Origin of the sequence: Prevotella falsenii DSM 22864 = JCM 15124 (assembly GCF_000613945.1) — a bacterium.
Classification (GTDB): Bacteria; Bacteroidota; Bacteroidia; order Bacteroidales; family Bacteroidaceae; genus Prevotella; species Prevotella falsenii.
Map to the genome: position 1 here is coordinate 12885 of NZ_BAJY01000008.1, position 25848 is coordinate 38732.

Here is a 25848-nt window from a genome sequence, read left to right on the forward strand (position 1 = left end):
CAGAAAGATATTACATGGCAATCATAAAGAGAAAGGTTTCCCCACGCCAGAAGATGATTAACCTGATGTACGTCGTCCTCATGGCAATGCTTGCGTTGAACATCTCGACGGAGGTTCTCAACGGCTTTTCTATTGTGGAGGAGAGCTTAAATCGTACTACGGGAAACTCTTCTATGGAGAACAAAGCCATCTTTGATGAGCTTGAGCAGATGATGCAGAAGAACCCGGAGAAGGTGAAAGCATGGTTTGCAATGGCTTCAACGGTGCGGAATATGAGCGATTCGCTCTTCAATTATGCACAGCAATTAAAGATAGACATTGTAAAAGAAGCCGATGGGAAAAATGGCGACCCACTAAATATTAGAAATAAAGAGAACCTTGAAGCTGCAGGAATCGTTATGTTGGCACCCGGAACAGGGCAGGGACACAAGCTCTACGATGCTATAAACAGCTATCGTGAACGCATTCTCCGCTTTGTTACCGACCCATTGCAGAAGAAAATCATAGCAAGCAACCTTTCAACTGCTGTTCCACACCATTCGTTAAATAAGAATTGGGAGGAGTATATGTTTGAGAACATGCCTACATCAGCTGCCGTAACCTTGCTTTCAAAGCTACAAAGCGATATTCGTTATGCTGAAGGCGAAGTCCTTCACACCCTCGTTGCCAATGTAGGACTGAAAGATTTGCGTGTGAATAAGCTGCAAGCGTTTGTTGTTCCAAGTCAGACGCGCCTTTATCCGGGCGAAACTCTTACGGCACAAATGCTGATGGGGGCTGTCGATTCTACCCAACAGCCACAGGTTTATGTGAACGGACAACTCATTCGAGGCAATAAAATCACGCTGAGAGCAGGTGCGCCGGGCAAACATACCATCAGCGGCTATATGTTGATAAAAGACCTTGCGGGCAACGTAATACGTCGAAACTTCAAGCAAGACTATTGGGTTACGGGCGGTCCAAAGCCCGAACGCTACATTAGTCCTGACGGAATGCAGCAGATACCGGCTTTTGAAGGTGTGGCAACGATAGCTGCCGACTTGATGAATGTGCTTTATGCAGGTTTCGACAACCCCATAACCATCAGTATTCCAAATACAGGTCAGAACGATATTCAAGCCTCTATGTCGGGCGGTTCGTTGGTTGCGCGTGGCGGTGGTAAGTTTGTTGCACGTCCAACGTCAGTCGGCAACCCCGTAACCATATCTGTTTCGGCAAAGGGAAGAAAGATAGGGGAGTACAAGTTCCGTGTGCGTAAGTTGCCGGACCCTGCTCCTTACATTGCCATGGGGGCTGACCGCTTCAAGAGCGGTGCACTGTCGAAGGCTGCTTTGATGTCGGCTTCAGGCATACATGCTGCCATCGACGATGGTTTGCTCGACATTCCGTTCAGCGTAACAAGTTTCCGCACGGTGTTCTTCGACAATATGGGTAATGCCGTACCGTTGGCAAGCAATGGCTCACAGTTCTCTGCGCAACAGAAAGAACAGTTCCGCCACCTCAGCCGCAACAAGCGTTTCTACATTACCAATGTTGTTGTTCACGGTCCGGACGGTACTACTCGTACGCTCAACGGACGAAACATGGAAGTGATAGTGCAGTAATAATAAAACGAAGATTAATTATTAGTTCTGCTTCGGCATAATAACCGCAGTGCGAACAATTATTTAAGATACAGAAAATGAAACGAATATTCCTGATAGTATGTGTTGCCGCAGCTGCAATAAGCACCTTTGCCCAGCCTGCTCGTCGCAGAGCGGAGCAACAACAAGGCACCCGCTCGAATGCGAACACCATAACAACGCGTGCGCAAATATCATTCCCTACCTCTGCTCCGATGGAGGAAGATGTGGTTTGGCGTCGCGACATCTATCGTGAACTCAACCTTGTAGAAGATGCCAATGCGGGCTTGTATTACCCGACAGAGCCTGTTGGCTCGCAGATGAACCTATTCTGCTACATCTTTAAACTTATGATGATGGGTCCTCGAAATGGTGGAATCAGCGCATACGAGTATCGAATGGACGGCAACGAAGTCTTTACCGATTCGGCACGCATAAAGCCTTTGCAATTCTTGGACAACTATCATGTTTACTACGAACGTACCGACCGTGGTATCCGACTTGACAATAGCGACATTCCATCGGCTGAGGTGAAAGGCTACTACTTAAAGGAAAGTGCCTATTACGACCAAGGAACATCGACCTTCCACCGCAAAGTCGTTGCGCTTTGCCCTATTATGTACCGTGCCGATGACTTTGGCGACGGCGAAGTGAAGTATCCTTTGTTCTGGGTGAAGTACGACGACTTGGCACCATTCCTCTCAAAGCAAACCATCATGACGAGTAATCTGAACAATGCTGCTACCATGAGCGTGGAAGACTACTTCACGATGAACCGCTACCAAGGTAAGATTTACAAGACCAACAACATGCTCGGCAGAACGCTTTCGCAGTATTGCACTACCGATTCTGCCATGACAAAGGAGCAACGAAAGATAGAAAACGAACTGCTTGCATTTGAAAAGAACATCTTTGGCGATGCTCAGAAACGAGATAGTTTGGACAGTATTGCTGCCTCGAAAGAAGATGTGAAGGCAGTAAAGAAAACCACTCGGCGCACACGTCGCAGTGCTGAAACCACCACTGTCCGCCCGTCTCGCCGTTCAAGTTCTTCGAGCGGAACGTCCAACAATGCGGCTCGCGTCAGCGTGCGTCGCCAACGACATTAGAAGATAATGAAATCGAGAGAATATAAATAATAAGTTGTGTTATGCCTTTGCAGCTTCTATCTTGAGGTTGCTTAGGCATTTTTTTAATCCTTTAAGTTATGAAAAAAATATTATCATTGGCATTCCTTACTTTAGGACTGTTTGTTTCAACTTCAGCAAACGCACAAGGCGTTAAGTTTGGTATTAAGGGTGGATTGAACGTTACCGACATGCACTTTAGTAGCGAAGTCTTCGACAAGTCAAATCAAATGGGTGGCTTTATAGGTCCAACCGTTAAGTTCACACTCCCGATTATAGGCTTGGGCGTCGATGCTTCAGCCCTCTACGACTTTCGTCAGGCAAAACTTACCGACCCTTCAAAGCAGGAAAAGACGGTAAAACAGCAGCAAATTGCTATTCCCGTGAACCTTCGTTACACTATTGGTTTGGGCGGAACAGCCAATGCTTTCCTCTTCGCCGGTCCGCAATGGGGCATTAACATTGGCGACAAAGATTTTAAATGGACAGACGGTAGCAGTTATTCTTTGAAAGAAAGCAACTTCAGCGTGAATGCAGGTGTTGGTGTTACCCTTATGGACCATTTGCAAATCAGTGCAAACTACAACATTGCTATGGGCAAAACTGCCGACATAGAGGCTCGCAAAGTGGTGCCGGACGCCATTAAAAACTATAAGAGCCGTAACAACTCTTGGCAAATAGCTGTTGCTTACTTCTTCTAAGCATCGCTTTATTGCATAACGAAATAAGCGGGTGTGCCGAATTGAACTTTCGGCATACCCGCTTTTCGTTTCCAATACATTCTAAAACACCCTTTTCTTCGTACTTTCAAACCTCATACGCATATAGGTTTGAAAGTGTCTTTTCTATCCTTTTCCTTGCACCTGTCAATGGTTTGCATTCGTTAAACCCCAATCGCTCATTAGAGACCTTTACTGATATTTTGTTCGATTGTTGAGCAGTTGTGCCGGCATTTCATCGAAGACGTAGCGGGCTACGGCGAGATGTAATGGTTGCGCAGATGCCGGTAAGCGGACGAAACCGGTAAGGAAGCATGCCGGAATAACAAGTATAAGCCAATGCCTCCTAATGAACGATTGGGGTTAAAAGTAAGTTTACGGAATTACTTACGTGTAAATAATTTCTTTTTTACGTGTAAGTAAATATTTTTCTACACGTAAAGAAATATTTCTTTACGTGTAAATAATTCGTGAGACTGCGTATATTGCTGTTTGTTATATTGTTATAACAAGAGAAAAGGAACGGTAAGGATTTAGAATTTATAAGTTATCGCACCGAAAGGAATGCAGCCACCGTTCAGTTTATAAGAGAAGTTGAACGACAGTTCGTTTTTCGATGGATTGCCGATGATGTTGTAGAGTCCGAAGCGGAGGAAGAGTTTAGAGTTTTTAAACTCCTTTCTGAATGCATAGCTGGCATCTATACGGTGGCGTGTAGGTTCTCTCTGCGTGCGGAAAGTTTCGAGTTTGTTGTTTTCGTCGCCGTAAAAAGAATCGTAAGGGAACTTGCCTGAATAGACAGTACCGCCGACAGTGAACGTAGAATGCGTGCAGAAATCGTATGAAACGAAGACATTCACCTCGTGAGGAAGGTCGAACAGCGATGGTATTTTGCCGAGTTGAGGCAGTTCGGCATACCATTCCCGGCTCTTGGAGAAACCGTATGAAAGCTGCCAGTTGAAGCGACGCCAACGGTTGTACATATAGATGTTTACGCCATAGCTTTCGCCGTTGCCTGCCATCATGTATTTATCCCACCGGCTATCCTCTATAAACGAGTTTGGACGGATTGCCAACAGGTTGTTGCGACGCTTGTAGTAAGCCGACAGTTCGATAATTCCTGCGGGCAAATAGTGTTTCCAGCCTACTTCGTAATGTGTTGCCGTTAAAGGTTTGAAGCCCTTTATGCTTGGCATAATGAAGTCGAACGGAGCCGAAATATTGGAAACAAGTACGTGGTGGAAATATTGTTCCATACGCAGGAACGTAACGTAGAACAGGTTTTTGTTGCTTACAGCCGCCTTCAGCGTGAGGCGTGGTTGCAGGCTTTGATAGTTGCGATAGTGGTTGGGAGCATACAGCACATAGTGCAAACCGGCTTGTGCATATAGCCGGTTCGTAAAAAATATGCGATTGTCGAAGAATGCCGACAGTTGTTTTATGGGTTCCTTAACGTTATATAAGCCTTTTCCGAAACCGGCAAGTTCGTATTGTTCCAAGTTGGTTTTCAGTCCCCAGTTTATCTTATAGCTCGAACTCAGTTGGTAAGTAAACTCTGTGTTGGCATAGAAATGCCTCGAACTGCTGGTAACCGACTTGTCTGCACGGAGTATAAACGCCTTTGCATCGGCACTGCTGCTGTTGTAGCTGTATGCTATAGCCGAAGAATTGGTGAGTCGGCGATTGATAATGGTGTTGAATTGCAGGGTGTAAAGTTGCGTGTTCCACTTCAAAACCGCATTCTTGTACTCGTTGTTGGGTTCTTTATACTTGTCGTTAGAGTTGTAAACAGATAGTTTCAGCATCGTAACCGAGTCCAAGTCCCACGACAGTTTCGCATTGAAATCGTTGAAAATGTGCGTAGAATACTTTTCAGAACTGAAATACTTGTCGAACAAATCGAGCCAACTTCGCCTCGCACCCACCAAGTATGACAGCTTATTCTTGACGATTGGACCTTCTGAAACTGCCGATGCCGCCGTTACATCGAACGATGCAGTGTGTTCAAACTTGCTCTTGTTGCCGTTGCGAAGTTTCACGTCCATTACCGACGACAGGCGTCCTTCGTATTGCGTAGGTATATAGCCATTGTAGAACGAAACCGACTTGATGGCATCGCCATTGAAGATTGGGAGCAAGGTATTGAGGTGGTTGGGACTGTAAAGCGGAAATCCTTCGAGCAATGTAAGGTTCTCGTCGGTTCCGCCTCCTGCCACATTGTAGCCGGTGTTGGCACTTGCGAGCGATACACTTGGCAGTATTTGTATTTGCGAGAATAGGTCGGAATTGCTGAACGATACCATATTGGAGGGTGCAACATCGCTCATTTCCTCCTTGCTTTTGCGCTGTTGCACCTGCACGGTCTTTATCTGATACGGTATAACCTTCAGTGTGATGTTTTTCCTTGTATTGTCTTGTATGTCGAGTGTTTGCTCGTAGGGTGAATAACCCATATAGGAAACAGTTAATTTGCTTGTTCCTTTATTGAGCATAAGGCAGAAAACACCATCTTTGTCGGTGGCTGTCATGGCTTTTACGCCTTGTCCGTCGGTTATCTGAACAGTAGCACCGAGTAGCTTTTCGCCTGTTCCTTCTTCCTCTACAATACCTGTAAGAAAGACGCTTTTCGCTTTCTGAATGTCAATTTTTAAATGCCTGTCTGTGCCGGCGATGAGTTTATACTCGTAGTCTTTCAGCAAAGTAGCGATGAGTTGCTTCACCGTTATCTTTCCATAACGCTGAAACTTCACCGTTCTTGTAAGGTCGATGCGGTCTGAAGGGTAGGAGAGGGCGATGCGTCCCTGTTGTTTTATAAGGTTGAACCATTGTTCCACCGTTGCAGACTGTGTGTTAATGGAGAGTATAAAGTCCTCTACGGGCGTTTCCGGTTTGGGTTCCGGAGGGCTTTTCTTGCCTTTTATCTGGATAAGCAGCTTACGATTGGCTAACGGTATAAGGTTGTAGTCGTACTCTGCCAGCACAATGCCGAGCAGTTGCGATACTTTCATCTTTCCCGAAGTGTTGATGCTGACTTTTTGTTGTAAATCGATTAATGCAGGATTGTATGAGAGTGTAACCTTTGCTTGACGTTCAATGTGTTGAAACCATGTATGCACAGTGGCAGAAGAAGCATCTATTCTGATGACTTCTCCTGCCACTGTATTTTGTCCGTGTGCCACAATCGTGGCAAGTAGGAACACGATTGATAAAAGCAATCTTGGCATTTATCTCATATTAGTTTGTTATTTGTGCATGCGGAAATGGATAGATGACACTATTTCGTATTGGCAGTTGCAAAGCATTGCCAGCTCGGCTACTGCTTCTTCGGGACTCTTGGTGCTAAGTTTGGTTGTAATTCTGTTGCCTATAAGTCCCTTGCCTATTTCTATTCGCACGTCCATTCCTTTCTCAATCTCCTTTATTGCCGTTTCCAAAGGAGTGTTGTTGAATACAAATTCTTTTATATCGTCCTTTGTATTGTTTTGCTTTTTGGCGATCAGCTTGCCATTCCTGTGCACAGCGGTTTCGCCTTTGGTAAGTGTAACGGCTTGCGAGTCAGCCATAACACGTACGCGCCCTGTTGTTACGGCTACGCTTTCAGCCCCTTTCTGTTTAGCATTTACGGTAAACGACGTACCCAATACCTCTACTTTTAAGTTTCCTGCCTCGACAGCAAAAGTGTTTTCGCCGTGCTTAACATCGAAGAAGGCTTGCCCTTCAAGTGCTGCAAGGCGTTCTCCGTCTTGTTCTTTAAACGTCAATGATGCTTTTGGGGCAAGCGTTACGCTCGATCCGTCGGGCAAAGTAACTGTATTTTCGATTGTAGAGTTGTTCGCAAACTGTGCTGTTGCTGCATTTACGAACCGGTGATAAACAAATGTGCCTATGCCAATGAGCAGTAAAAGCGATGCTGCGATGCTGAATATTTGTCGCAAAGGCAGTGTTTTTGCACGTTGTATAGTGCTTTCTGCCAGTCGGTTTTCTATTTTATTCCACGCTGCTTCTATGTCGAAGTCGTTTGTCGGTGCTATTTCTACCTGCACCATTGTGTTTCGTAGTATATCAAATTCTGCTCTGTTGGCATTTTGGTATGCCATCAAAGCTATCTTTTCTCGCTCTGCAAGTGGTTCGCCTGCAAAGTATTTACCCAGAATTTCGTCTATTTCAATTAAGTTTTTCATAAGTTTGTTGCGATTGATATAAATAGTATTACTGTTGTAACAACAGGATTATCGGCAATGTAAGCTCTGATTATCTTAATAGCTTTGCCTATATGGTTCTCTACTGTCTTTTCAGAGATATTCAAATGTGCAGCAATTTCTTTATATTTCATCTTTTGTAGTTTGCTCATAGTGAATACTTCTCTGCATTTTGGTGGCATTTCCTGCAGCACTTTCTCCAGCAATTGCTTGTAGTCGGTAGTGGCAACGCTCTCCGAATCTTCTGCAATCAGTGTCAGTGTGCTATCGTTATGCGATATTTTTTCGTATGTTTTATTGGTGTTCAAGAACGTTAAGCAGTTGTTGCGTATGGCTACTTTCATGTAAGCGAGCATTTCTTCTTCGGGTAAACGGTCTTTTTCTTTATCCCACACGCTTATGAAAAGAGTCTGAACGATGTCTTCACAGTCGTCTCTGTCAGCAATATAACCGTTTGCTATCTTGCATAGCATCGGGTAATATTTCTTGAATCGCAGCTTAAATTGTTCTTTTCTGTTCTCACTCATTGTATTTGAAGGAGTCCGACATCTATGTCTTAACCACTCCTAAACGGCAGTACAAAGATACTGCAAATACTTTTATTTCCATTCTTTTTTATGTTATAAAATATTTTTCCTTTGTTTTTCACTTTTAAAACAGCATAAACTTGAAAACCCCTATTAGTTTTTCACAGTTTATTAACATGATTTATTATTGTGCTGAAATTATTTAAATGTTTTCCAATGGATAATACTTTATTTCTTTGTATATTTGCATACATAAAACAAACTAATAATTAAAAAAGGATAAAAACCAAGGTATGGAATTAGTAAAAGATAAGAAATATGGGGGCGAACGTCCTCTGTTTGGCGTAAAGAACTTACGCTTGGAGAACATTGAGATTGTAGACGGGGAGTCAGGCATTAAGTGTTGCGAGAATTTAGAGTGCCATAACTCTCGCTTTTATGGCAAATACCCTTGGTGGCACGTAGACAAGAGCCTTATAACCAACTGCTATTTTGCCCCCGGTTCGCGTTCTGCGATTTGGTATGCCAACGATATGGTAATGAAAGACAGCGTCATCGACGGACCAAAATTCTTCCGTGAGATGAAAAACCTTGAGCTTGAGAACGTCAAAATAAACGATGCCGACGAGACATTCTGGAAAGTTGATGGACTGAAAATAAAGAATGTGGAGCTACACGAAGGCACTTATCCTTTTATGTTCTGCAACAATGTGTATGTGGACGGACTTGTTTCTGACGCTAAATACGTATTCCAATATTGCAAAAACGTGGAAGTACACAATGCAAAAATTGTAACGAAAGACTCTTTTTGGGAATGTGAAAACGTTACGGTGTACGACTCTGACCTCAACGGAGAATATCTTGCGTGGCACAGTAAGAACGTGAAACTCGTGCGTTGCCATATCAGTGGCGAGCAACCGTTGTGCTATCTTGATGGCATAACGTTGGAAGACTGCACTTTCGATGCTGCCTGCGACCGTGCATTTGAAGACAGCCGCAACATAAACGCACAGATAAAAGGTGCTATTACCGAAATAAAGAACCCCATTTCGGGCAGGATTGTTGCTGAAAAGGTAGGCAAAATAACTTACGACGAATATGCGAAAGGCAAGGATTGCGTAATCGAAGAGAAGTAGAATAATGTAGGAGGACTTATGGGAAAGTATAATTTCGACGAGCTTGTAAACCGCCGTGGTACGAACTCTGTGAAGTGGGACGAGGAAAAAGAAGACGGAATTATTCCGCTTTGGGTGGCAGATATGGACTTTTTGGCTGCTCCTGCCATTCGTCGGGCAGTGGAAGAACGTGCCAAACACGGTGTCTTCGGCTATGCCATAGTGGGCGACAGATATTACGATGCCATAACAAATTGGTTCAAACGCCGCCACAATTGGGCGATAGAACGCGATTGGATAATCTACACTACGGGTGTAATACCTGCCATCAGTGCAACCATACACGCCTTGGCAATGCCCGGCGAGAAAGTGCTGATACAAACACCGGTCTACAATTGTTTCTATTCTTGCATTCGCAATCAGGGTACGCGAGTCTTGGAAAGTCCGCTGAAGCGGGAAGGCAACACGTATGTGGTAGATTGGGACGACTTTGAAGCGAAGTGTGCCGACAAGAAAACCACGCTGTTTCTGCTTTGCAACCCCCACAATCCCGCAGGTCGTGTGTGGACAAAGGACGAGTTGGCACGTATGAACGAGATTTGTATGCGCCACGATGTGAAGGTGATAAGCGACGAAATTCATTGCGAGCTGATAATGCCCGGCTATGTTTTCACACCGTTTGCCACCGTGAACGCCGACTGCCAACGCAACAGTGTTGTCTTCAATTCGCCTACCAAGAACTTCAACATCGCAGGTTTGCAGATTGCCAATATCATCTGTGCCGATAAAGAATGGTACCGACGCATTGACCGAGCTATCAATATCTTCGAGGTATGCGATGTAAATCCGTTTGGTCCGTTGGCTCTTGAGGCGGCTTACAACGAGAGCGAGGACTGGATAGACGAGCTTATGCCTTATATTGCAGACAACTATGCACTGCTCAAAGATACCTTTGCAAAGGAATTGCCAAGCTATGAAGTTTTGAAATTGGAGGGCACTTATCTGGCTTGGGTAGACATTCGGAAGAGTGGTTTAACAGCCAACGCACTGACAGAAAAGTTGCTCCGTGAAGGAAAAGTGCAGGTGAACAGTGGTGTAATATATAGCAAAAACGATGGCGAGGGCTATATCAGAATCAACCTTGCTTGTCCACGGGCAACATTGCAAGAAGGATTGAAACGCATCGTAAACGTGTTGAAAACCTGCGAATAACGCTGAAGTAGTTCTGAAACAATAAAAAAAAGCTCCTAAACTTCTTGTATAAAGTTTGGGAGCTGTTTTCTGTAAAGGTCAGACCTGCGTTTTGGGGAAACAATCGGAACAGTGTGGAGAAGTAGTCTTGTTGTTTAAACATTCTGAAATACCCAACTTTTTATGTGTTGCCTTGCATTTTCCACCTTGTTTTATGTGCAAGAAAAAGGCGATAAGGTTGTAAATATTTCTTCAGAGAATAACTTTTGCTTAACTTGTTAATTGTCAATGCGTTGTAAAACCTATTGTTTCGCATTGCAAAAGCGTAGGTTTTGCAACGTAAAAGCGGCTCTTTTGCCGTCCAAAAGAGCCGCTTTCGCAATGTCAAATCGAAATTATCATTTCCTTTCGGAATTATATTTACAACACCAAAGTAAATTTTTGGTCTTTGTATTGCATAATAAAGAGGAAGTCAATCCTCCACAGCAGTTCTACTGATTTGCCTTTTGCTTGAACCTTTCGGCTTGGCTACGGATTAGTTCAGCGTCATCGAAATAGTTTATTTGCATGGCTGCCTTCACCTCCGAGAGGGTCTGCGCCGCTGTTTCGCGTGCTGCCTCAGAACCCTTTTTCAAGATGTTGTAGATTTCGGGAATATCTTGTTCAAACTCCTGACGGCGTTTGCGAATAGGCTCTAACATCTTGTTCAACACGCTGTTGAGCAGTTTTTTGCACTTCATGTCGCCGATACCGCCCGCTGTGTAGGCAGCTTTCAGCTCGTCGAGCGTCTTGAATTCCGGCCAAAATTCGGCAAAATCGTCATCGGTAGAGAATGCGTCGAGATAGGTAAACACGGCGTTTCCCTCTACATGTCCGGGGTCGGAAACGTTCAAATGGGTAGGGTCGGTGTACATACCTTTCACCTTTTGCCATACTGTGTCGGCATCGTCGGAAAGGTAAATGCAGTTGCCGAGGCTCTTGCTCATCTTTTCCTTGCCGTCGGTTCCGGGCAAGCGGCGCGCCGTTGCATTTTCGGGGAGCATGATATTAGGCTCTACCAGCACCGGCGCATAAATCTGATTGAAACGGCGAACAATTTCGCGTGCCACCTCCACCATCGGTTCTTGGTCTTCGCCGGCCGGCACGGTGGTAGCCTTGAAAGTAGCAATGTCGGCTGCCTGAGATACCGGATAGCTGAAGAAACCCATTGGAATGTTTGCCTCGAAGTTGCGCATCTTTATCTCGGTCTTTACTGTTGGGTTGCGCTGTATGCGGCTAACGCTTACAAGATTCATGAAGAAAGTTGTAAGTTCCGATATTTCGGGTATCTGACTTTGTATGAAAAGCGTGCATTTCGTAGGGTCGAGACCGGCCGAAAGGTAGTCTAACGCTACTTCTATGATGTTCTGACGAATTTTTTCAGGGTTTTCTGCATTGTCGGTAAGTGCCTGTATGTCTGCCATAAATACAAACATCTTGTCGAAGTCGCCGGCGTTTTGGAGTTCCACACGGCGGCGTAACGAACCGACATAGTGCCCAAGATGCAGCTTGCCGGTGGGGCGGTCGCCTGTCAAAATTATTTTTCCCATTTCTTTTTATCCTTTCTTTGCACAAGCTACGCAGGCGTATCTTGCTATTTTGTTTGCTTGTTGTGTACTTCTTTCAGTTGTTGTTTATTGGTCCACAAACGTTGTGTCGTTGTTTTGTTTTTGCTCGCGACGATGATGAACCACCGTGTCGCGCACTTCTTCCTCTATATCGAAATTCGGCGCAGCCACCGTGTCGATGGACTCTTCCATTGTCGGTTCCTGTTCCATTTCGTATGGAATGGTATCTGCCGTTACAGGTGTTGGTTCGGGCGCAGCAGGGTTTGGGCGCAGCCAAAGGAAATAAGCACCTATTCCGAGTGCTATGACCAGCAAGCCAATGATGACTCCCATGAGTACTGTTTGGTTGTTGGTTTTCAGCGATGTGCCCTCTATGGGTTCCTGAATGTAGTCGTTGGGTTGCTCAAACGTCTGCTCACCGGTTGGCGCAGCACCCGAAACGATGGGCAGTGTAACCTCTATGATACCGTTGCAATGAGGGCATTGGCATTCAATTACCTGTCCTTCGCCGGCCTCTACAATGAACTGTGTACCGCAATTATCGCACGTTATTTGATATTTCATAACTTAATGCTTGAAAAAACTTTATCGGTTGCACCCGATAACTTCTTTACATAGTTGTTGGCAGCTTCTTTGCTTTGTTGCAAATGCACTTTATCGGAACTGAATTTCTCCATTATTCGTGCAAAAGTTTCGTAGTCGTTCACCTCGAAACCGCCTCCCGAAGCAAGCAAGCCTTGCGCTTCGGCAAAGCGTTTGTTGTTTGGACCGAAGACGACGGGCATAGCCCAGACTGCCGCTTCCAGCACGTTGTGAATGCCAACGCCGAAACCTCCGCCTACGTAGCTACGTCGCCATAATGGTAAATCGACGATAGCAGACCAAAGCAGTTTATAACGAGTACGTCGGCATCGGCAATTTCTGCTTCGGCAGCTTCTGTATAGAGCACTGTTTTCTTTCCTTTCAGCAGCTGTAATATCTGTTGCAGATGGCTTTCAGCGATAACGTGGGGCGCAATAATGAGCTTCCAATCGTTGTGCTCGTTGAAGTATTTTATGAAAATCTCTTCGTCGGGCAGCCAAGAAGACCCTGCCACGAACACAGGACGCTGCTTTTCGGTGTTGCCTTCGGCAGACTTTGTTTCGTCGTAACCTATAAACTTTTCTACCAATGGTAAGTGTTTGCAGGCTTCTTTTATCTGCAATACGCGGTCGAAGCGTGTGTCGCCCACAACAGTAACGTCGTTTATGCCGATTTTAGCCAAAAGTTCTTTGCTCAAATCGTTCTGTACGAAGAAGTGAGAGAAGCATTTCAGCACGGCAGCATACTGCTTTCCGTAAGGTCTGAAGAAGATTTGGTCGGGGCGGAAAATGCTCGAGACGCTGTAAACGGGTATGTTGCGATGGCGCAATATGTGCAAATAGTTGTACCAAAACTCGTATTTAATGAAGAAAGCCATTATGGGACGCACCGTGCGCAAGAACTTTCGTGCGTTCGCCACGGTGTCGATGGGCAGATAAGTTACGATGTCAGCCTGCTCATAGTTCTTTCTCACCTCGTATCCGGAGGGCGAAAAGAACGTTAGGAGTATTTTGTAATCGGGGTGTTCTTTCTTTATCTTCTCGATAAGCGGGCGTCCCTGCTCGAATTCGCCTAAGGAAGCAGCATGAAACCAAATGTATTTTGCGTTCGGGTCTACCTGCTTTTTGAGTACGCCAAAGGCAGCACGCTCGCCCGTCCACATCTTCTTTACTTTCTCGTTGAAGCGACTGTAGACGGCAACACCGGCTTGATACGCATACATTATAATATTGTATAACATGGCTATCCTTATTTGCGAATTATTGCATAGCGCGTTTTATCCTAACACTTCGATGGCTTTGTGCAAACGATGCAAGGTTTCTTCTTTGCCGAGGAAAGCCGAAATGTCGAACATTCCCGGACCTTTGCCGATGCCAACAAGGGCAAGGCGGAAGGCATTCATTACATCGCCGAGCTTGTAACCTTTCTCTTCTACCCACTTCATAACGATGGGTTCTTGCCCTTCTACGCTGAAGTCGTCGATGTCGGCTAACACTTGAGAAAGCTCACCCATCTGTTTTGCAGAGTATTCCTTCCAACGTTTCTTTGCCGTTTTTGCATCGTATTCGGTCGGAGGAATAAAGAAGAACGAGCAAAGATTCCAGAGTTCGTGCACAAAATCTACACGGTCTTTCATCATGTGAACCACTTCCGTAACTTGTTTCATCGTTGCGTCCACACCGTTATTTGCTACGATAGGTGCAAAAAGGTTTGCTATCTCTTCGTCGCTCTTGTGCAATATATACTCGTGATTGAACCAAATGCACTTCTGATAATCGAACTTAGCACCGCTTTTTGAACATTTTGTGATGTCGAAAGCCTGCACGAGTTCGTCGAGTGTAAAGAGTTCCTGCTCTGTTCCCGGGTTCCAGCCCAAGAGAGCGAGGAAGTTTACAACAGCTTCGGGGAAGTATCCGCTTTCTCTATAACCTGAACTAACCTCTTCGGTCTTAGGGTCTTGCCACTCCAATGGGAACACAGGGAAGCCCAAACGGTCGCCATCGCGCTTGCTGAGCTTGCCTTTGCCTTCCGGTTTCAGCAATAAAGGAAGGTGAGCAAAGCGCGGCATGGTGTCTTCCCAACCGAAAGCACGGTACAAAAGAACATGCAAAGGTGCGCTTGGCAGCCATTCTTCGCCACGGATAACATGACTTATCTCCATTAAATGGTCGTCCACGATGTTGGCAAGATGGTAGGTCGGCAACTCGTCGGCACTCTTATAAAGCACCTTATCGTCGAGTATGTCGGTCTTGATGCACACATCTCCCCGAATCATATCGTCTACGTGAACATCTGTTCCCGGTTCTATCTTGAAGCGAACAACATACTGTTCGCCGTCTTCAATGAGCTTTTCAACTTCTTCTTTCGCAAGCGTGAGCGAGTTGCGCATCTGCATACGGGTGCGAGCGTCGTACTGGAAGTTTGCAATCTCGTTACGTTTAGCTTCCAATTCTTCAGGTGTGTCGAATGCAATGTATGCTTTTCCTTCATCTAAAAGCCGGTTTACATACGTCTTATAGATGTCGCGGCGTTCGCTTTGGCGGTACGGGCCATGCTCGCCGCCGAAGGTTACACCCTCGTCGAACTTTATTCCCAGCCATTCAAATGCCTCTATGATGTATTCTTCTGCACCGGGAACAAAACGATTTGAGTCTGTATCCTCGATTCTGAATACCATTTCGCCTCCATGCTGACGCGCAAAGAGGTAGTTATACAATGCTGTACGTACGCCACCAATATGCAACGGTCCGGTAGGACTGGGCGCAAAGCGTACTCTTACTTTTCTTTCTGCCATTGCTTAAATTAAAATTTTGTGCAAAATTACTGTTTTTTTTCGACTATAAGGCTTTTTTTTTGTATTTTCGCATATTGATAAAAGAATGGGGCAAGGATAGGTCTTGTCTCCCAAGTGATAAATGTGGAAGATTTTATTGTACTGCGATACTTTTTCAATTCGATAAGAATGGAATTGCGACAGCGGGTGAAATGCCTCGTGCAAGCATTGCAATGTATCCACAAAACGAAGAATAGAGATGATAAAATTTACCAATCCCGACAACCTTGTGTGGCGTAGTTACGCCGCAAGAATTATATTGGTGCTGATTACCACAGCGATTATTATTGCCGTGTTGCCACGTTCACAGGGCAAAATGTACCACTACGATGAAGGAAAACCGTGGCTGTATGAGCAGCTTATCGCCAAGTTCGACTTCCCAATCTTTAAAAGTGAAGAGACATTGAAGAGCGAACGCGATTCGTTGATGAAGAATTTCGTTCCTTATTTCAATCTAAATGAAAATATTGGAAAGGCGAAAATAGCCCAATTCCGCAAAGATTACAAAGACGGCATACCGGGTTTACCACTTGAATATGTCAATATTGTGGCGCAAAGACTGCACGAACTCTATGAAACAGGCATTATCAATTCTGCCAATTTCGCCTCTTTAATGAAAGACAGCAGCAATGTTGTACACGTCGTAGTGGGCAAACAAGCTATAAGCAAGCCTGTCGGACAACTCTTTACAACGCTTGGTGCTTACGAAAACCTTTTCGCCACACAGCTGTTGAGTGCCAAACGTTCCGTATTGCAGCAGTGCAATCTTAACGAATATATAGAGCCTAACCTTGTTTACGACAAGGAACGCAGTGAAAGCGAAATGAACGATATGCTCAGTCTTATTCCGCAGGCTTCCGGTATGGTGCTCGAAGGACAGCGAATTATAGACCGTGGCGATATTGTAGATGCGAAAACCTATCGTGTTCTTTCCTCGTTTGAACAGGCAAACGAGAAGCGAAACGAAACGAAAGACCAAATTACGTCCACTTTACTTGGGCAATCGCTTTACGTTTTCATACTTATCGTGTTGTTTACGCTTTATATGGCTCTCTTCCGCAAGGACTATTTTGAGAAGCCGCGCTCTATTTCGTTCCTGTATGCCTTGTTTATCATCTTCCCCACAATAACTTCTTTGATGATAAAGTACAATATTTTGAGTGTTTATATCGTACCTTTCGCAATGGCAGCTGTCTTCGTTCGTGTGTTCATGGACTCTCGAACGGCGTTCAATTCCTATGTTATCATGATTTTGCTTTCTGCCGTTGCCGTGCGTTATCAATACGAATTTATAGTTGTTCAGTTGGTTGCAGGTCTTATCGCCATATTTTCGTTGCGCGAATTGTCGAAACGCAGTCAGATATTTCTTACGGCTTTGCTCGTTACGTTAGGTTCGGCAGCTGTCTATTTGGCACTCCAGCTCATACAGACGGACGACTTCTCGAAGCTCGATAGTTCTATGTACTATCACATTGGCGTCAATGGCTTCCTCCTTCTCTTTACTTATCCGTTGATGTTGATTATTGAAAAGCTCTTCGGTTTCATATCTACGGTAACCATGTTCGAGCTTTCCAACACCAACAACGAGTTGTTGCGCCGACTGAGCGAAGTAGCTCCGGGAACTTTCCAACACTCCATTACGGTGGGCAACCTTGGTGTCGAGATTGCCAGCAAGATACACGCAAAGGGGCAACTCGTCCGTACAGGTGCGCTTTACCATGATATTGGCAAGATGGTTAATCCTGTTTTCTTTACCGAAAACCAAGTTGGTGTAAACCCACACGATAAGATTTCCGACTTGGAAAGTGCAAAAATCATTATCGGACACGTTACGGAAGGACTTCGATTGGCAGAGAAACACAATCTGCCCAATATCATTAAAGCCTTTATTACCACCCACCACGGAATGGGATTGGTGAAGTATTTCTATATCAACTATAAGAATGCGCACCCCGACGAGGAAGTAGACGAAGCACCATTCCGCTATCCCGGTCCTAATCCGTGGACGCGTGAGCAAGCCATACTGATGATGTGCGATACCGTTGAGGCTGCTTCGCGCTCGCTTCCGGAGTACACCGAGGAGAGTATAAGCAACTTGGTGAACAAACTTATCGACGCGCAGATGGCTGAAGGCTTCTTTACCGACTGCCCGATTACATTCCGCGACGTAAGTATAGCAAAGCAAGTGCTTATCGAACGTTTGAAGTCAATCTACCATACACGTATCCAGTATCCTGAATTGAAGTCGTAGTGAAATACGTTGAAGTAATTTTACCACTTCCACTTGAGGGAACTTTCACTTATGGCGTGCCCGATGCGCTGCTCGAAAAGGTAGTGCCGGGCGTGCGTTTGCTTGTTCCGTTCGGCAAGATAAAGACGTATATCGGCATTTGCAACGCTGCTCCTACCGACCAACCTTGCAAGAGCGAGACCGATGGAACGGTGGAATACAAGTGCATTCTTTCTGTCCTCGACGATACGCCCGTATTGCTTCCGCAGCAATTGCAACTGTGGCACTGGATAGCCGACTACTATATGTCGCCCCTCGGCGATGTCTACAAGGCGGCATTGCCCTCCGGACTGAAGGCAGAAGATGCTTACAAGCCCCGCACCGAGGTGTATGTTTGCTTGGGAAAACAGTTCCGAGGCAAGCGCGAACTGCACATTGCGCTCGACAGTCTTACTCGTGTGGCAAAGCAACTGAATGTGCTGACAACCTATTTGCAACTGAGTGGTATTGCCGATACTCCCGAATTGGCAACCATCGACGCAACGCAAAGTGCCGACAACGAGGGCTGCAAGCTCAAAACGGTGTCGCAAGAAGAACTTATGAACGAAAGCCATTGCACGGCAGCGGTATTGCGCGGACTCATTTCAAAGGGCATCTTGCAAACCTATCGTAAGGAAGTGGGACGACTGAACAACAGCTATGGCGAGGTGCAACCTAACGCCATACACCCGCTGAACGAAGCCCAAAGCACCGCCTACGATAAGTTGTTGTTGCAGATGATGTCGCACAACGTAACCCTTCTCCACGGTGTTACCTCGTCGGGTAAGACCGAAATCTACATACATCTTATTCTGAAAGCCCTTCAAGAACACAAGCAGGTGTTGTATTTGTTGCCCGAAATAGCACTGACGGTGCAGATGACCGACCGCCTTCGCCGTGTTTTTGGCAACAAGCTCGGCATTTATCATAGCCGATACAACGACGACGAGCGTGTGGAAATATGGAAAAAGCAACTTTCCGCCACGCCTTACGATGTTATGCTCGGTGCGCGAAGTGCCGTGTTCCTGCCTTTCCAACGTCTCGGACTGGTGATTATCGACGAAGAACACGAAACAAGTTTCAAACAACAAGACCCTGCGCCACGCTACCACGCACGCTCGGCAGCCATTGTTCTGGCGCAGATGTATGGGGCAAAAACGCTGCTGGGCACTGCCACACCGTCTGCCGAAAGCTACCGAAACGCACAGCTGGGCAAGTATGGGCTCGTTTCCTTGTCGCAACGGTATAAGGATATTCAGCTGCCTGCCATTGAAGTGGTGGACGTGAAAGACCTTCGGCGTCGCAAGATGATGTCGGGACTGTTCTCTCCGCACTTGCTTTCCGCCGTCCGCGAGGCATTGCAGCGTGGCGAACAAGCCATCTTGTTCCAGAACAGGCGCGGGTTTGCCCCTATGGTAGAGTGCCACGTCTGCGGCTGGGTGCCACGATGTCCCAACTGCGATGTGTCGCTGACACACCACAAGAATATGAACTTGCTTACCTGCCACTATTGCGGCTACACCGAACGAGTGCCCGAACAGTGTCCAAGTTGCGAGAGCAAAGACATAAAAGGGCGTGGCTACGGAACAGAAAAGATAGAAGACGAGATAATGAACTTATTTCCCGATGCGCGTGTGGCACGTATGGACTTGGACACGACGCGCACGAAGAACGCCTACGAACGACTGATAACCGATTTCTCGGCAGGAAAAACAAACCTTCTGATAGGCACACAGATGGTTTCAAAGGGCTTGGACTTCGACCGTGTGTCGGTTGTTGGCATACTCGATGCCGACAATATGCTGAACTATCCCGATTTTCGGGCTTACGAACACGCCTTTACAATGATGGCGCAAGTGAGCGGAAGGGCAGGGCGGAAAGGCAAACAAGGGCGGGTTATCTTACAGACGAAGAGCCCTGAACTGCCCGTAATCCGCCAAGTAGTAAGGCACGACTATGCTACTTTCTACGCATCGTTGCTCGAAGAGCGTGCCGCCTTTCGTTATCCGCCCTTCTTCCACCTTATATATATATACTTGAAACATCGCAGCGACGACACGGTGAACTCGGCAAGTCTTGAATTTGGCTCCCGACTTCGTGAGATTTTTGGCGACCGTGTGCTCGGTCCCGACAAGCCATCGGTAGCGCGGGTGAAGACGTTGCATATACGAAAGATTATCCTGAAACTTGAAAACGGACTCGACTACAAGCTGGCGAAGCAATATTTGCGCACGATGAAGGACGCCATGATAAAGGAAAAACGCTATGGCGCACTCACTGTCTATTACGATATAGACCCATTGTAAACCGAATTATACAAGCAAGAAAACGGTGGGAAGTATGTAAATGTTTTTCACGCGTGTAGCTGTTGCGTAACATTCTTGTTACCAACGCTTTGCAAAACCTATTGTTTTGCATTCCAAAAGCGGCTGTTTTGCACGGTAAAACCGTAGGTTTTGCGTTGCAAAACAGCCGCTTTCGCAGTGCCGAAGCGTAGCTCTCGCTTTTTAAGGGAATTATCCTTACAAAACCGGAGCTGTTTTCACACAGAGTCCATACTTTTGCGTAACGTAAGTTCGGCGACAGTTCGCCTTTAAATAACCGTCAAAGTCGCAACGGAGTTATGGCAATTATCGCAACGGAGTTACGGCAATCATCGCAACGGAGTTACGGCAATCATCGCAACGGAGTTACGGCAATCGTCGCAACGGAGTTACGACAATCATCGTAACGGAGTTACGACAAAAGCCGTTACGGAGTGTTTACAGAAAGCGAAACGGGGTTGTAGGAAAAGTCCTACAACCCCGTCTGTATTATCAGTGGTAGAAGTCTGATTGATTAAAGCGTTATATCAAGCCCTACACCGAACACTTTGTTGGTGCGTGTAAATTCGTCGGTATTTTGCATTTTAATGTCTTTTTCGCCGGATTTGGTGCTTGTTTCATACGTCTTGTTGAACTTTTCGTAGTCCGTAAAGAAGTATGCGATATTCAGATGAGCATTCTTTGCCACCTTGATTTTAGCACCGACACCAAAGCTGTAGCTGCTTGTTACGAAGCTAAGGTCAGACAGATAGCTGCCGTCGCCAAGTCCGTACTGTGTACGTTGTCCGCCCATACTTACCGTAATGCCCGGTTTAATGTCCCATTCCACACCTGCAAGATATTCACGTGTGTTGCTCGAGAGCAGGCGTTGCTTGTTGTTTGCCATGCGTGCGTCCTTGTCGAAGTAGTAATGATAGCCTGCCAAGAGGCGAAGATTGTCTAATACTTCGTACTGTGCACCTATCGACAACAGACCCGGAAGGTCGTTGGGAGTGTTCACGCCGTCTTTAAACTGTCCGGTGTCGTCGCGCTTTGTGTTGTTCTCAATGTTGAACTTGGTGGTAAATTCGTAGTGTGCGGCAAAGTTCCAACGCCCTGTCTTATAGTCGATACCGATGATTGGAGTGATACCCCAGCCACGTTGCGTGCAGTCTAAGTACTTGTCGGCAACCTTCTCCTTGGCTGTATTCAAACTCTCTGCACCTGCTTGGTATTGCTTTGCAGCAGCTTCGTACTTTGCTTTTGTTGCAGGGTCGGTAGCCTGTTCTGCCATCTGCTTGTTCTGATTGGCAAGCTGTGTCATCGCATTAGCCCTTGTACCGAAGAAGTCGTACAGGTTTACCATATTGCCATTTATGTTGGCAGAGATGTTCACAATGTTACCTTCGTACTTATTGTATATATAGTTGAAGCGTGCACCACCGTAAACAGCAAGCTTTTCGTTTATCTTGTAGGTTGCACCCAACTGCAAACCGAAGTCGTATTGCTGTCCGTGCATATAGCTGTTTACACTGTAACCCGGTTCTGTTGTGGTAAAGCCCTGACTTGCAAGCATAGCGGGAAGCATTGCAATTTGGCGTTCGAATGATGGTAAACCGCTGTTGAAAGTAGCCTTACCGCCACCGCCTACGATACCGAAACCCATCTGGAAGCCCCACTTGTCGTAGTTCTTGGCAATCTGGAACGATGGAAGAATAGGTACAGAAGCCTCTCCTTTAAATTCCTTGATACCGTCTTTATTGCCTCCGTTCAGTTTGAAAGGCTGATAGTAAGGTGTGCCTTTCAGTGCAGGAATGGTTAATCCCGAGTTGATGATACGGGTTTGATAAACGTTTTGCACGTTGAACGAAATATGAAGACCGTTTGGCAAGAATGCCACACCTGCCGGATTGGAATAGACACCGTCGATACCGATGGCACCATCACGTGCAATACTACGCAAAAATGCAATGCTTTGATTTGTATTTGTAAGTAATCCGCCTGCTTTAATGCTTGACGAAAAGGCAAGCAAAGCAACCATAAGGGGTAATAACTTTTGTTTCATTCTTTAACTGTTGTTATATAAATATCTGCAAAATTGGCTGCAAAGTTATATAGATTGTTCTTTTCTACCAAATTTATTTGCACGTTTTTTCTTCAAATGTGTAGTTATATGACGATTGGAACAAAAACTTATACGGTTTATTCCATACGTTCTTTTGGTCTTTTCATGCAAAAAATATCTTGTTTGGCTTGCTGAAGTAGCTTTAAAATACTAACTTTGAACCCATAATTAAACAATGTAATTGAATAAATAAATAATTGTAGTCAAGATGAAGAAGACAACTTTGCCATTGTTACTGCTCTTTGTAGCAGTTGTATCAACATGGGGACAGTCCACCTTTACCGTCCTTCCTAAGTTTCAAATAGGCGATACGCTCGTCTACGAAGCTTCGAGTGTGAACAACGAAAGCTTTAAGGAAATACTCCCAAGTGCCGTTAATCCGAGTAACCGAAAGTTCTATTTAGTTGTGAAAGGAACCGACAATGATGGGAACTTAAAGGTAGATTACCTGATGAAAGAAGTGAAGACAGTAGAGAAAACAGAACTGCTAAAGGAGATGCCGCTTATAGGAGAGGTGGAGAAATTCTTCAAAGAAGACATGCTGAAGAACCCGCTTCGGCTGACGCTCGACAGAGCAGGGCGACTTCAGGGCATCGATAATAAAGATGAACTGACAGAGCTTTACTTTCAAAGAATACTGCCGGCAATTCTTGACATTGCGATGAAAGGCAAGAAACACAGACCTACTGCCAAGGAAATACAGGAGGTAAAGGAATCCCTAAAGGATGAAATAGACATTATGGATATATTCGAAGAAGTTCCCGCACTGTTCAAATACTACGGTCAGCCTTTGATGGAAGGTAAGTCGGAAACGGTAGATTCGGTTACAACAAAGTATGTTGTGGCACGTATGGGAGATGGGACCACGTGGCTGAAAACCAATACCGACCTTATGCACGGTAGCGAAGAAGTGGAAGAAATCAACCCCGGGGAGGAGTTTCTCGAAGATAGCGGTGCTGCCACTGATGATGAAGAAGGCGACGAAGGCTTCGACTTAGGAATCACTGCCACGCAGATAGAAGACTATAAGTATAGTAAGGAAGGCATCGTAACCTATCTGAAACTTGTTGTTTCGCTCGGCAGCAAAGATATAAGCGAACCAAATTCGGCATACACCGGCGGAACAGAAGTGAAGCTGATAGAGATAAAAAAAGGATCAAGGAAGGTTTAAAAATGCCGTAAGAAATATAAGAAAAAAATAACATCAATCTATTCTGGTTTGGTGTTTATTATTGTATTTCCCATCATAATATCTGAAGGTAAGAGGCAAGGTTTATGAAAACTGAACACATTAATGTTGTGTTTTCTGCCTTCAGATATGTCAATTCCAGCATGAAAATAGGCTTTCCACACAAGTTCAGTGCAGTAAAACTTAGTTGTATCTGCTGTATTGAAATCATCATCGAATGGAACCCCCACCTTCTTTAAGGCATATTGAACTGCCTTTTGTGCAACATAGGGCTCACAAGATACACGAAAAACCTTTGCTTTCGCACACCTATCAGGGTGAAGATACGCATTGATGGGCTCGATTTTTACCGTGTCTACATTATTATCAGACTCTCCGGGGACAGCATGAACAACCTTCCACGCACCATCATGCTTACAGAGCAAACCCACATGGGAGTAGTTGCTGCTGTCTAACGTTGTAATAAACGTACTTTCGACACTGCGTCCTTCCCGAAAGATAAGGTCGCCATTGCGTAACGACATCGTATCAATATAGGCAGCAAGAAGTTTCTTTTCATGCTGCCTATAACAGGAAGTAAATAGGAAAACTGTGGCAGCTAATACTGCAAACAGCTTATATTTCATTCTAATTTAGTAATGTTAGTTCCTAAAGAGCAGGTATCTTATCTTTCTTAATACATTTTTTTAAGAGTATCTTTTTCGAGTCCAAATATGAAAACATTACCCAAAATGCCCAACGAGACCATCTTTCTTTTGCCTCCTTCTTTAAGAGAACCTGTGCTAAAAAGCAGGTAATTGCTTACGTCTAATTTTGAAACGATCACCTTATCAATAATATCTGCACCCCAAGAAGCTAACTTTGCTTCTCCGCTTCCACTCTTTTCTTCAACATAATCTATCAGTTCTGTGTGGATTGCTTCGACATGTTTCTCCTTATTAGGGCATGTAAAGGCTAACACAAGAAGTATTGCCGCTGGGATAATAATGCGCCATATCTTCTTAGAAGTATTGAACATGCCACCTTCCTGAGGTTCTTCGGTATCGTTTTGTTGAACCGGTTGTTCGTTTGAACCACCGCATTGAGGACAGATTTCTGAATTTTCATTGAGCGGAGAGCCGCAGTTAGGACAGTATGCCATAATCTTATTATTATTTTAAGTTATTATTTAATTCAATAGGTATTAAGATAGTTGCCTAAAGAATAGTTCACTATCAGTGTTACTTTTTGAATACAAAGGTAATAAAAAAATAAATAATATATTAAGGCATCTAATTTTTTGTTGGTTAATTACTGAAAAATAAGATGGGTATATCAAAGTCTGAACCACATATTAGGAACTTACTTTGGTACACCCACCGTTTTTTTATGTTTGCCACCACTTAGCGGCAGCTATCTTTTAATTAAAGATTTGGATTGTCGTTCTTCCATTCTGCCACTGCAGGAATGATGCCGAGGCTTACAATCTCGTCGCGCATCTTGCAGAGATGCTCGTATGAAGCCTTCAATGCAGCCATTTCTTCGTCGGTACCGGTTGGCAATTCGTAGTGAACACCGGTAGCATCGATAGTTGTTGGCATAGCCATCATTACGTTCTTGAAGCCAAGACGGTCGTCGTTTACATAGCAACCGGCAGGAAGTGTGAACTTTTCGCCACCCATTGCTGCTTCAATCATCTTAACAGCGTTGTGTGCCGGGCTTTGGAAAGAGCTGCGACCACGGAGCTTGATGATGCGTGAGCCACCTTGAATGGTGTCGTGTTTGATTGCCTCCCAACGCTCGTCGCTGAGGTTCATCTCTGCCAATGGCTTGCCGTCAATCTTCACTTTAGAAGCGAATACTGCCATCTGTTCGCCGTGTCCGCCATAAGTGTGCGCACCGGTAACCTTGTCTTGCTGTACACCAAACTCTAAAGCCAAAGCCTGTTGTAAGCGAGTTGAGTCGAGAGCAGCCAACGAAGTGAGTTGGTTTGGTTTTAAACCGGAGTGGATAAGTGCCGTAAGCGCAGTAACGTCGGCAGGGTTAAAGATAACTACAACGTGCTTAACGTCCGGGCAGTATTGCTTTATGTAGTCGCCAAACTCAGCAGCTATCTTGCAATTACCTTTCAGCAAGTCTTCACGTGTCATACCTTCTTTACGAGGTGCACCACCGGAAGAGATGATGTACTTAGCACCTGTGAAAGCTTCTTTAGGGTCAGTGGTCCAAGTAACATTTGCGCCGGGGAATCCGCAATGAGCTATTTCGTCTGCTACACCATGCAGACCCGGTTCAAAAATGTCGTAAAGACATACGTTAGGAGTAAGACCCAGCGTCAGAACACTCTGCGCCATGTTTGAACCAATCATACCGCCGGCACCGACGATAACGAGTTTCTCGTTTGTTAAAAATGACATAATATTTTGTTTGTATTTAATGAAATGAAACTTTGAATTATCCT

At 45.2% G+C, this 25848-nt stretch carries 18 protein-coding genes and 1 pseudogene; 8 read left to right on the forward strand and 11 right to left on the reverse strand.

Annotated features, from left to right (window positions below; all coding sequences use genetic code 11):
- Positions 1 to 14 precede the first annotated feature (14 nt).
- The 3 genes from porM to JCM15124_RS04520 all read left to right on the forward strand — a co-directional run bounded on the left by porM (position 15) and on the right by JCM15124_RS04520 (position 3450).
- Positions 15 to 1604 (forward strand): type IX secretion system motor protein PorM/GldM, encoded by a 1590-nt coding sequence (porM, locus tag JCM15124_RS04510; protein ID WP_024998472.1) that lies wholly within the window; start codon positions 15 to 17, stop codon positions 1602 to 1604.
- A 77-nt stretch (positions 1605 to 1681) separates the two neighbouring features.
- On the forward strand, positions 1682 to 2731 hold the full coding sequence (gene porN / locus JCM15124_RS04515; protein WP_024998473.1) for a type IX secretion system ring subunit PorN/GldN: 1050 nt from the start codon (positions 1682 to 1684) through the stop codon (positions 2729 to 2731).
- Between the two features lie 98 nt (positions 2732 to 2829).
- Complete coding sequence (locus JCM15124_RS04520; RefSeq protein WP_024998474.1) at positions 2830 to 3450, forward strand: porin family protein; 621 nt, start codon at positions 2830 to 2832, stop codon at positions 3448 to 3450.
- A 551-nt stretch (positions 3451 to 4001) separates the two neighbouring features.
- On the opposite strand, the gene JCM15124_RS04525 is transcribed toward JCM15124_RS04520, so the two are convergent.
- Genes JCM15124_RS04525 through JCM15124_RS04535 form a run of 3 tightly spaced genes read right to left on the reverse strand, consistent with a single transcriptional unit; the run spans position 4002 to position 8194 of the window.
- A complete protein-coding gene (locus JCM15124_RS04525) occupies positions 4002 to 6692 on the reverse strand; it encodes a TonB-dependent receptor (RefSeq protein ID WP_024998475.1) in 2691 nt (896 codons plus the stop codon).
- 18 nt (positions 6693 to 6710) lie between these two features.
- A complete protein-coding gene (locus tag JCM15124_RS04530) occupies positions 6711 to 7649 on the reverse strand; it encodes a FecR family protein (RefSeq protein ID WP_024998476.1) in 939 nt (312 codons plus the stop codon).
- Positions 7646 to 8194, reverse strand: a complete 549-nt coding sequence (locus JCM15124_RS04535) for an RNA polymerase sigma-70 factor (RefSeq protein ID WP_024998477.1) — start codon at positions 8192 to 8194, stop codon at positions 7646 to 7648. The genes JCM15124_RS04530 and JCM15124_RS04535 overlap by 4 nt, the downstream gene beginning before the upstream one ends.
- A gap of 293 nt (positions 8195 to 8487) precedes the next feature.
- On the opposite strand from JCM15124_RS04535, the gene JCM15124_RS04540 reads away from it, so the two are divergent.
- Together JCM15124_RS04540 and JCM15124_RS04545 are read left to right on the forward strand one after the other, a co-directional pair.
- Positions 8488 to 9330, forward strand: coding sequence for a DUF3737 family protein (locus tag JCM15124_RS04540; RefSeq protein WP_024998478.1), 843 nt, complete (start codon positions 8488 to 8490; stop codon positions 9328 to 9330).
- An 18-nt stretch (positions 9331 to 9348) separates the two neighbouring features.
- The gene (locus JCM15124_RS04545) at positions 9349 to 10521 is read left to right on the forward strand and encodes a MalY/PatB family protein (protein WP_024998479.1); all 1173 of its coding nucleotides are present in this window, start codon (positions 9349 to 9351) and stop codon (positions 10519 to 10521) included.
- Between the two features lie 470 nt (positions 10522 to 10991).
- Here the strand turns inward: JCM15124_RS04545 and trpS are convergent, their stop codons facing one another.
- The 4 genes and pseudogenes from trpS to gltX all read right to left on the reverse strand — a co-directional run bounded on the left by trpS (position 10992) and on the right by gltX (position 15483).
- Positions 10992 to 12089 (reverse strand): tryptophan--tRNA ligase, encoded by a 1098-nt coding sequence (gene trpS, locus JCM15124_RS04550; RefSeq protein ID WP_024998480.1) that lies wholly within the window; start codon positions 12087 to 12089, stop codon positions 10992 to 10994.
- Between the two features lie 84 nt (positions 12090 to 12173).
- Complete coding sequence (locus JCM15124_RS04555; protein ID WP_024998481.1) at positions 12174 to 12671, reverse strand: DnaJ-like cysteine-rich domain-containing protein; 498 nt, start codon at positions 12669 to 12671, stop codon at positions 12174 to 12176.
- Positions 12668 to 13929 (reverse strand): annotated as a pseudogene (locus JCM15124_RS13270) (3-deoxy-D-manno-octulosonic acid transferase). Before JCM15124_RS13270 ends, JCM15124_RS04555 begins: the two are co-directional and overlap by 4 nt.
- Positions 13930 to 13965: 36 nt before the next feature.
- Positions 13966 to 15483, reverse strand: a complete 1518-nt coding sequence (gltX, locus tag JCM15124_RS04565; RefSeq protein WP_024998482.1) for a glutamate--tRNA ligase — start codon at positions 15481 to 15483, stop codon at positions 13966 to 13968.
- Positions 15484 to 15721: 238 nt separating this feature from the next.
- Between gltX and JCM15124_RS04575 the strand changes: the two genes are divergently transcribed.
- Both JCM15124_RS04575 and priA read left to right on the forward strand, forming a co-directional pair.
- Positions 15722 to 17773, forward strand: a complete 2052-nt coding sequence (locus JCM15124_RS04575; protein WP_024998484.1) for an HD family phosphohydrolase — start codon at positions 15722 to 15724, stop codon at positions 17771 to 17773.
- The gene (gene priA, locus JCM15124_RS04580) at positions 17773 to 20097 is read left to right on the forward strand and encodes a replication restart helicase PriA (protein ID WP_024998485.1); all 2325 of its coding nucleotides are present in this window, start codon (positions 17773 to 17775) and stop codon (positions 20095 to 20097) included. Before JCM15124_RS04575 ends, priA begins: the two co-directional genes overlap by 1 nt.
- A 532-nt stretch (positions 20098 to 20629) precedes the next feature.
- Here priA and JCM15124_RS04590 read toward each other — a convergent pair.
- Entirely contained in the window at positions 20630 to 22159 is a 1530-nt protein-coding gene (locus tag JCM15124_RS04590; RefSeq protein ID WP_024998486.1) for a membrane protein, read from the reverse strand.
- A 268-nt stretch (positions 22160 to 22427) separates the two neighbouring features.
- Here JCM15124_RS04590 and JCM15124_RS04600 point away from each other — a divergent pair, with 268 nt between their 5' ends.
- Positions 22428 to 23390, forward strand: coding sequence for a hypothetical protein (locus tag JCM15124_RS04600; RefSeq protein WP_024998487.1), 963 nt, complete (start codon positions 22428 to 22430; stop codon positions 23388 to 23390).
- A gap of 38 nt (positions 23391 to 23428) precedes the next feature.
- On the opposite strand, the gene JCM15124_RS04605 is transcribed toward JCM15124_RS04600, so the two are convergent.
- The 3 genes from JCM15124_RS04605 to JCM15124_RS04615 all read right to left on the reverse strand — a co-directional run bounded on the left by JCM15124_RS04605 (position 23429) and on the right by JCM15124_RS04615 (position 25804).
- Positions 23429 to 24034 (reverse strand): YiiX/YebB-like N1pC/P60 family cysteine hydrolase, encoded by a 606-nt coding sequence (locus tag JCM15124_RS04605; protein ID WP_024998488.1) that lies wholly within the window; start codon positions 24032 to 24034, stop codon positions 23429 to 23431.
- Positions 24035 to 24081: 47 nt separating this feature from the next.
- Positions 24082 to 24549, reverse strand: a complete 468-nt coding sequence (locus JCM15124_RS04610) for a zinc-ribbon domain-containing protein (RefSeq protein ID WP_024998489.1) — start codon at positions 24547 to 24549, stop codon at positions 24082 to 24084.
- A gap of 262 nt (positions 24550 to 24811) precedes the next feature.
- Positions 24812 to 25804 (reverse strand): malate dehydrogenase, encoded by a 993-nt coding sequence (locus JCM15124_RS04615; protein WP_024998490.1) that lies wholly within the window; start codon positions 25802 to 25804, stop codon positions 24812 to 24814.
- Between the last annotated feature and the right edge of the window lie 44 nt (positions 25805 to 25848).

Bases quoted from the DNA above. Each gene is read 5' to 3' on its own strand.
- porM (WP_024998472.1), top strand. From the start codon at position 15: ATGGCAATCATAAAGAGAAAGGTTTCCCCACGCCAGAAGATGATTAAC.
- porN (WP_024998473.1), top strand. From the start codon at position 1,682: ATGAAACGAATATTCCTGATAGTATGTGTTGCCGCAGCTGCAATAAGC.
- JCM15124_RS04520 (WP_024998474.1), top strand. From the start codon at position 2,830: ATGAAAAAAATATTATCATTGGCATTCCTTACTTTAGGACTGTTTGTT.
- JCM15124_RS04525 (WP_024998475.1), bottom strand. From the start codon at position 6,692: ATGCCAAGATTGCTTTTATCAATCGTGTTCCTACTTGCCACGATTGTG.
- JCM15124_RS04530 (WP_024998476.1), bottom strand. From the start codon at position 7,649: ATGAAAAACTTAATTGAAATAGACGAAATTCTGGGTAAATACTTTGCA.
- JCM15124_RS04535 (WP_024998477.1), bottom strand. From the start codon at position 8,194: ATGAGTGAGAACAGAAAAGAACAATTTAAGCTGCGATTCAAGAAATAT.
- JCM15124_RS04540 (WP_024998478.1), top strand. From the start codon at position 8,488: ATGGAATTAGTAAAAGATAAGAAATATGGGGGCGAACGTCCTCTGTTT.
- JCM15124_RS04545 (WP_024998479.1), top strand. From the start codon at position 9,349: ATGGGAAAGTATAATTTCGACGAGCTTGTAAACCGCCGTGGTACGAAC.
- trpS (WP_024998480.1), bottom strand. From the start codon at position 12,089: ATGGGAAAAATAATTTTGACAGGCGACCGCCCCACCGGCAAGCTGCAT.
- JCM15124_RS04555 (WP_024998481.1), bottom strand. From the start codon at position 12,671: ATGAAATATCAAATAACGTGCGATAATTGCGGTACACAGTTCATTGTA.
- gltX (WP_024998482.1), bottom strand. From the start codon at position 15,483: ATGGCAGAAAGAAAAGTAAGAGTACGCTTTGCGCCCAGTCCTACCGGA.
- JCM15124_RS04575 (WP_024998484.1), top strand. From the start codon at position 15,722: ATGATAAAATTTACCAATCCCGACAACCTTGTGTGGCGTAGTTACGCC.
- JCM15124_RS04590 (WP_024998486.1), bottom strand. From the start codon at position 22,159: ATGAAACAAAAGTTATTACCCCTTATGGTTGCTTTGCTTGCCTTTTCG.
- JCM15124_RS04600 (WP_024998487.1), top strand. From the start codon at position 22,428: ATGAAGAAGACAACTTTGCCATTGTTACTGCTCTTTGTAGCAGTTGTA.
- JCM15124_RS04605 (WP_024998488.1), bottom strand. From the start codon at position 24,034: ATGAAATATAAGCTGTTTGCAGTATTAGCTGCCACAGTTTTCCTATTT.
- JCM15124_RS04610 (WP_024998489.1), bottom strand. From the start codon at position 24,549: ATGGCATACTGTCCTAACTGCGGCTCTCCGCTCAATGAAAATTCAGAA.
- JCM15124_RS04615 (WP_024998490.1), bottom strand. From the start codon at position 25,804: ATGTCATTTTTAACAAACGAGAAACTCGTTATCGTCGGTGCCGGCGGT.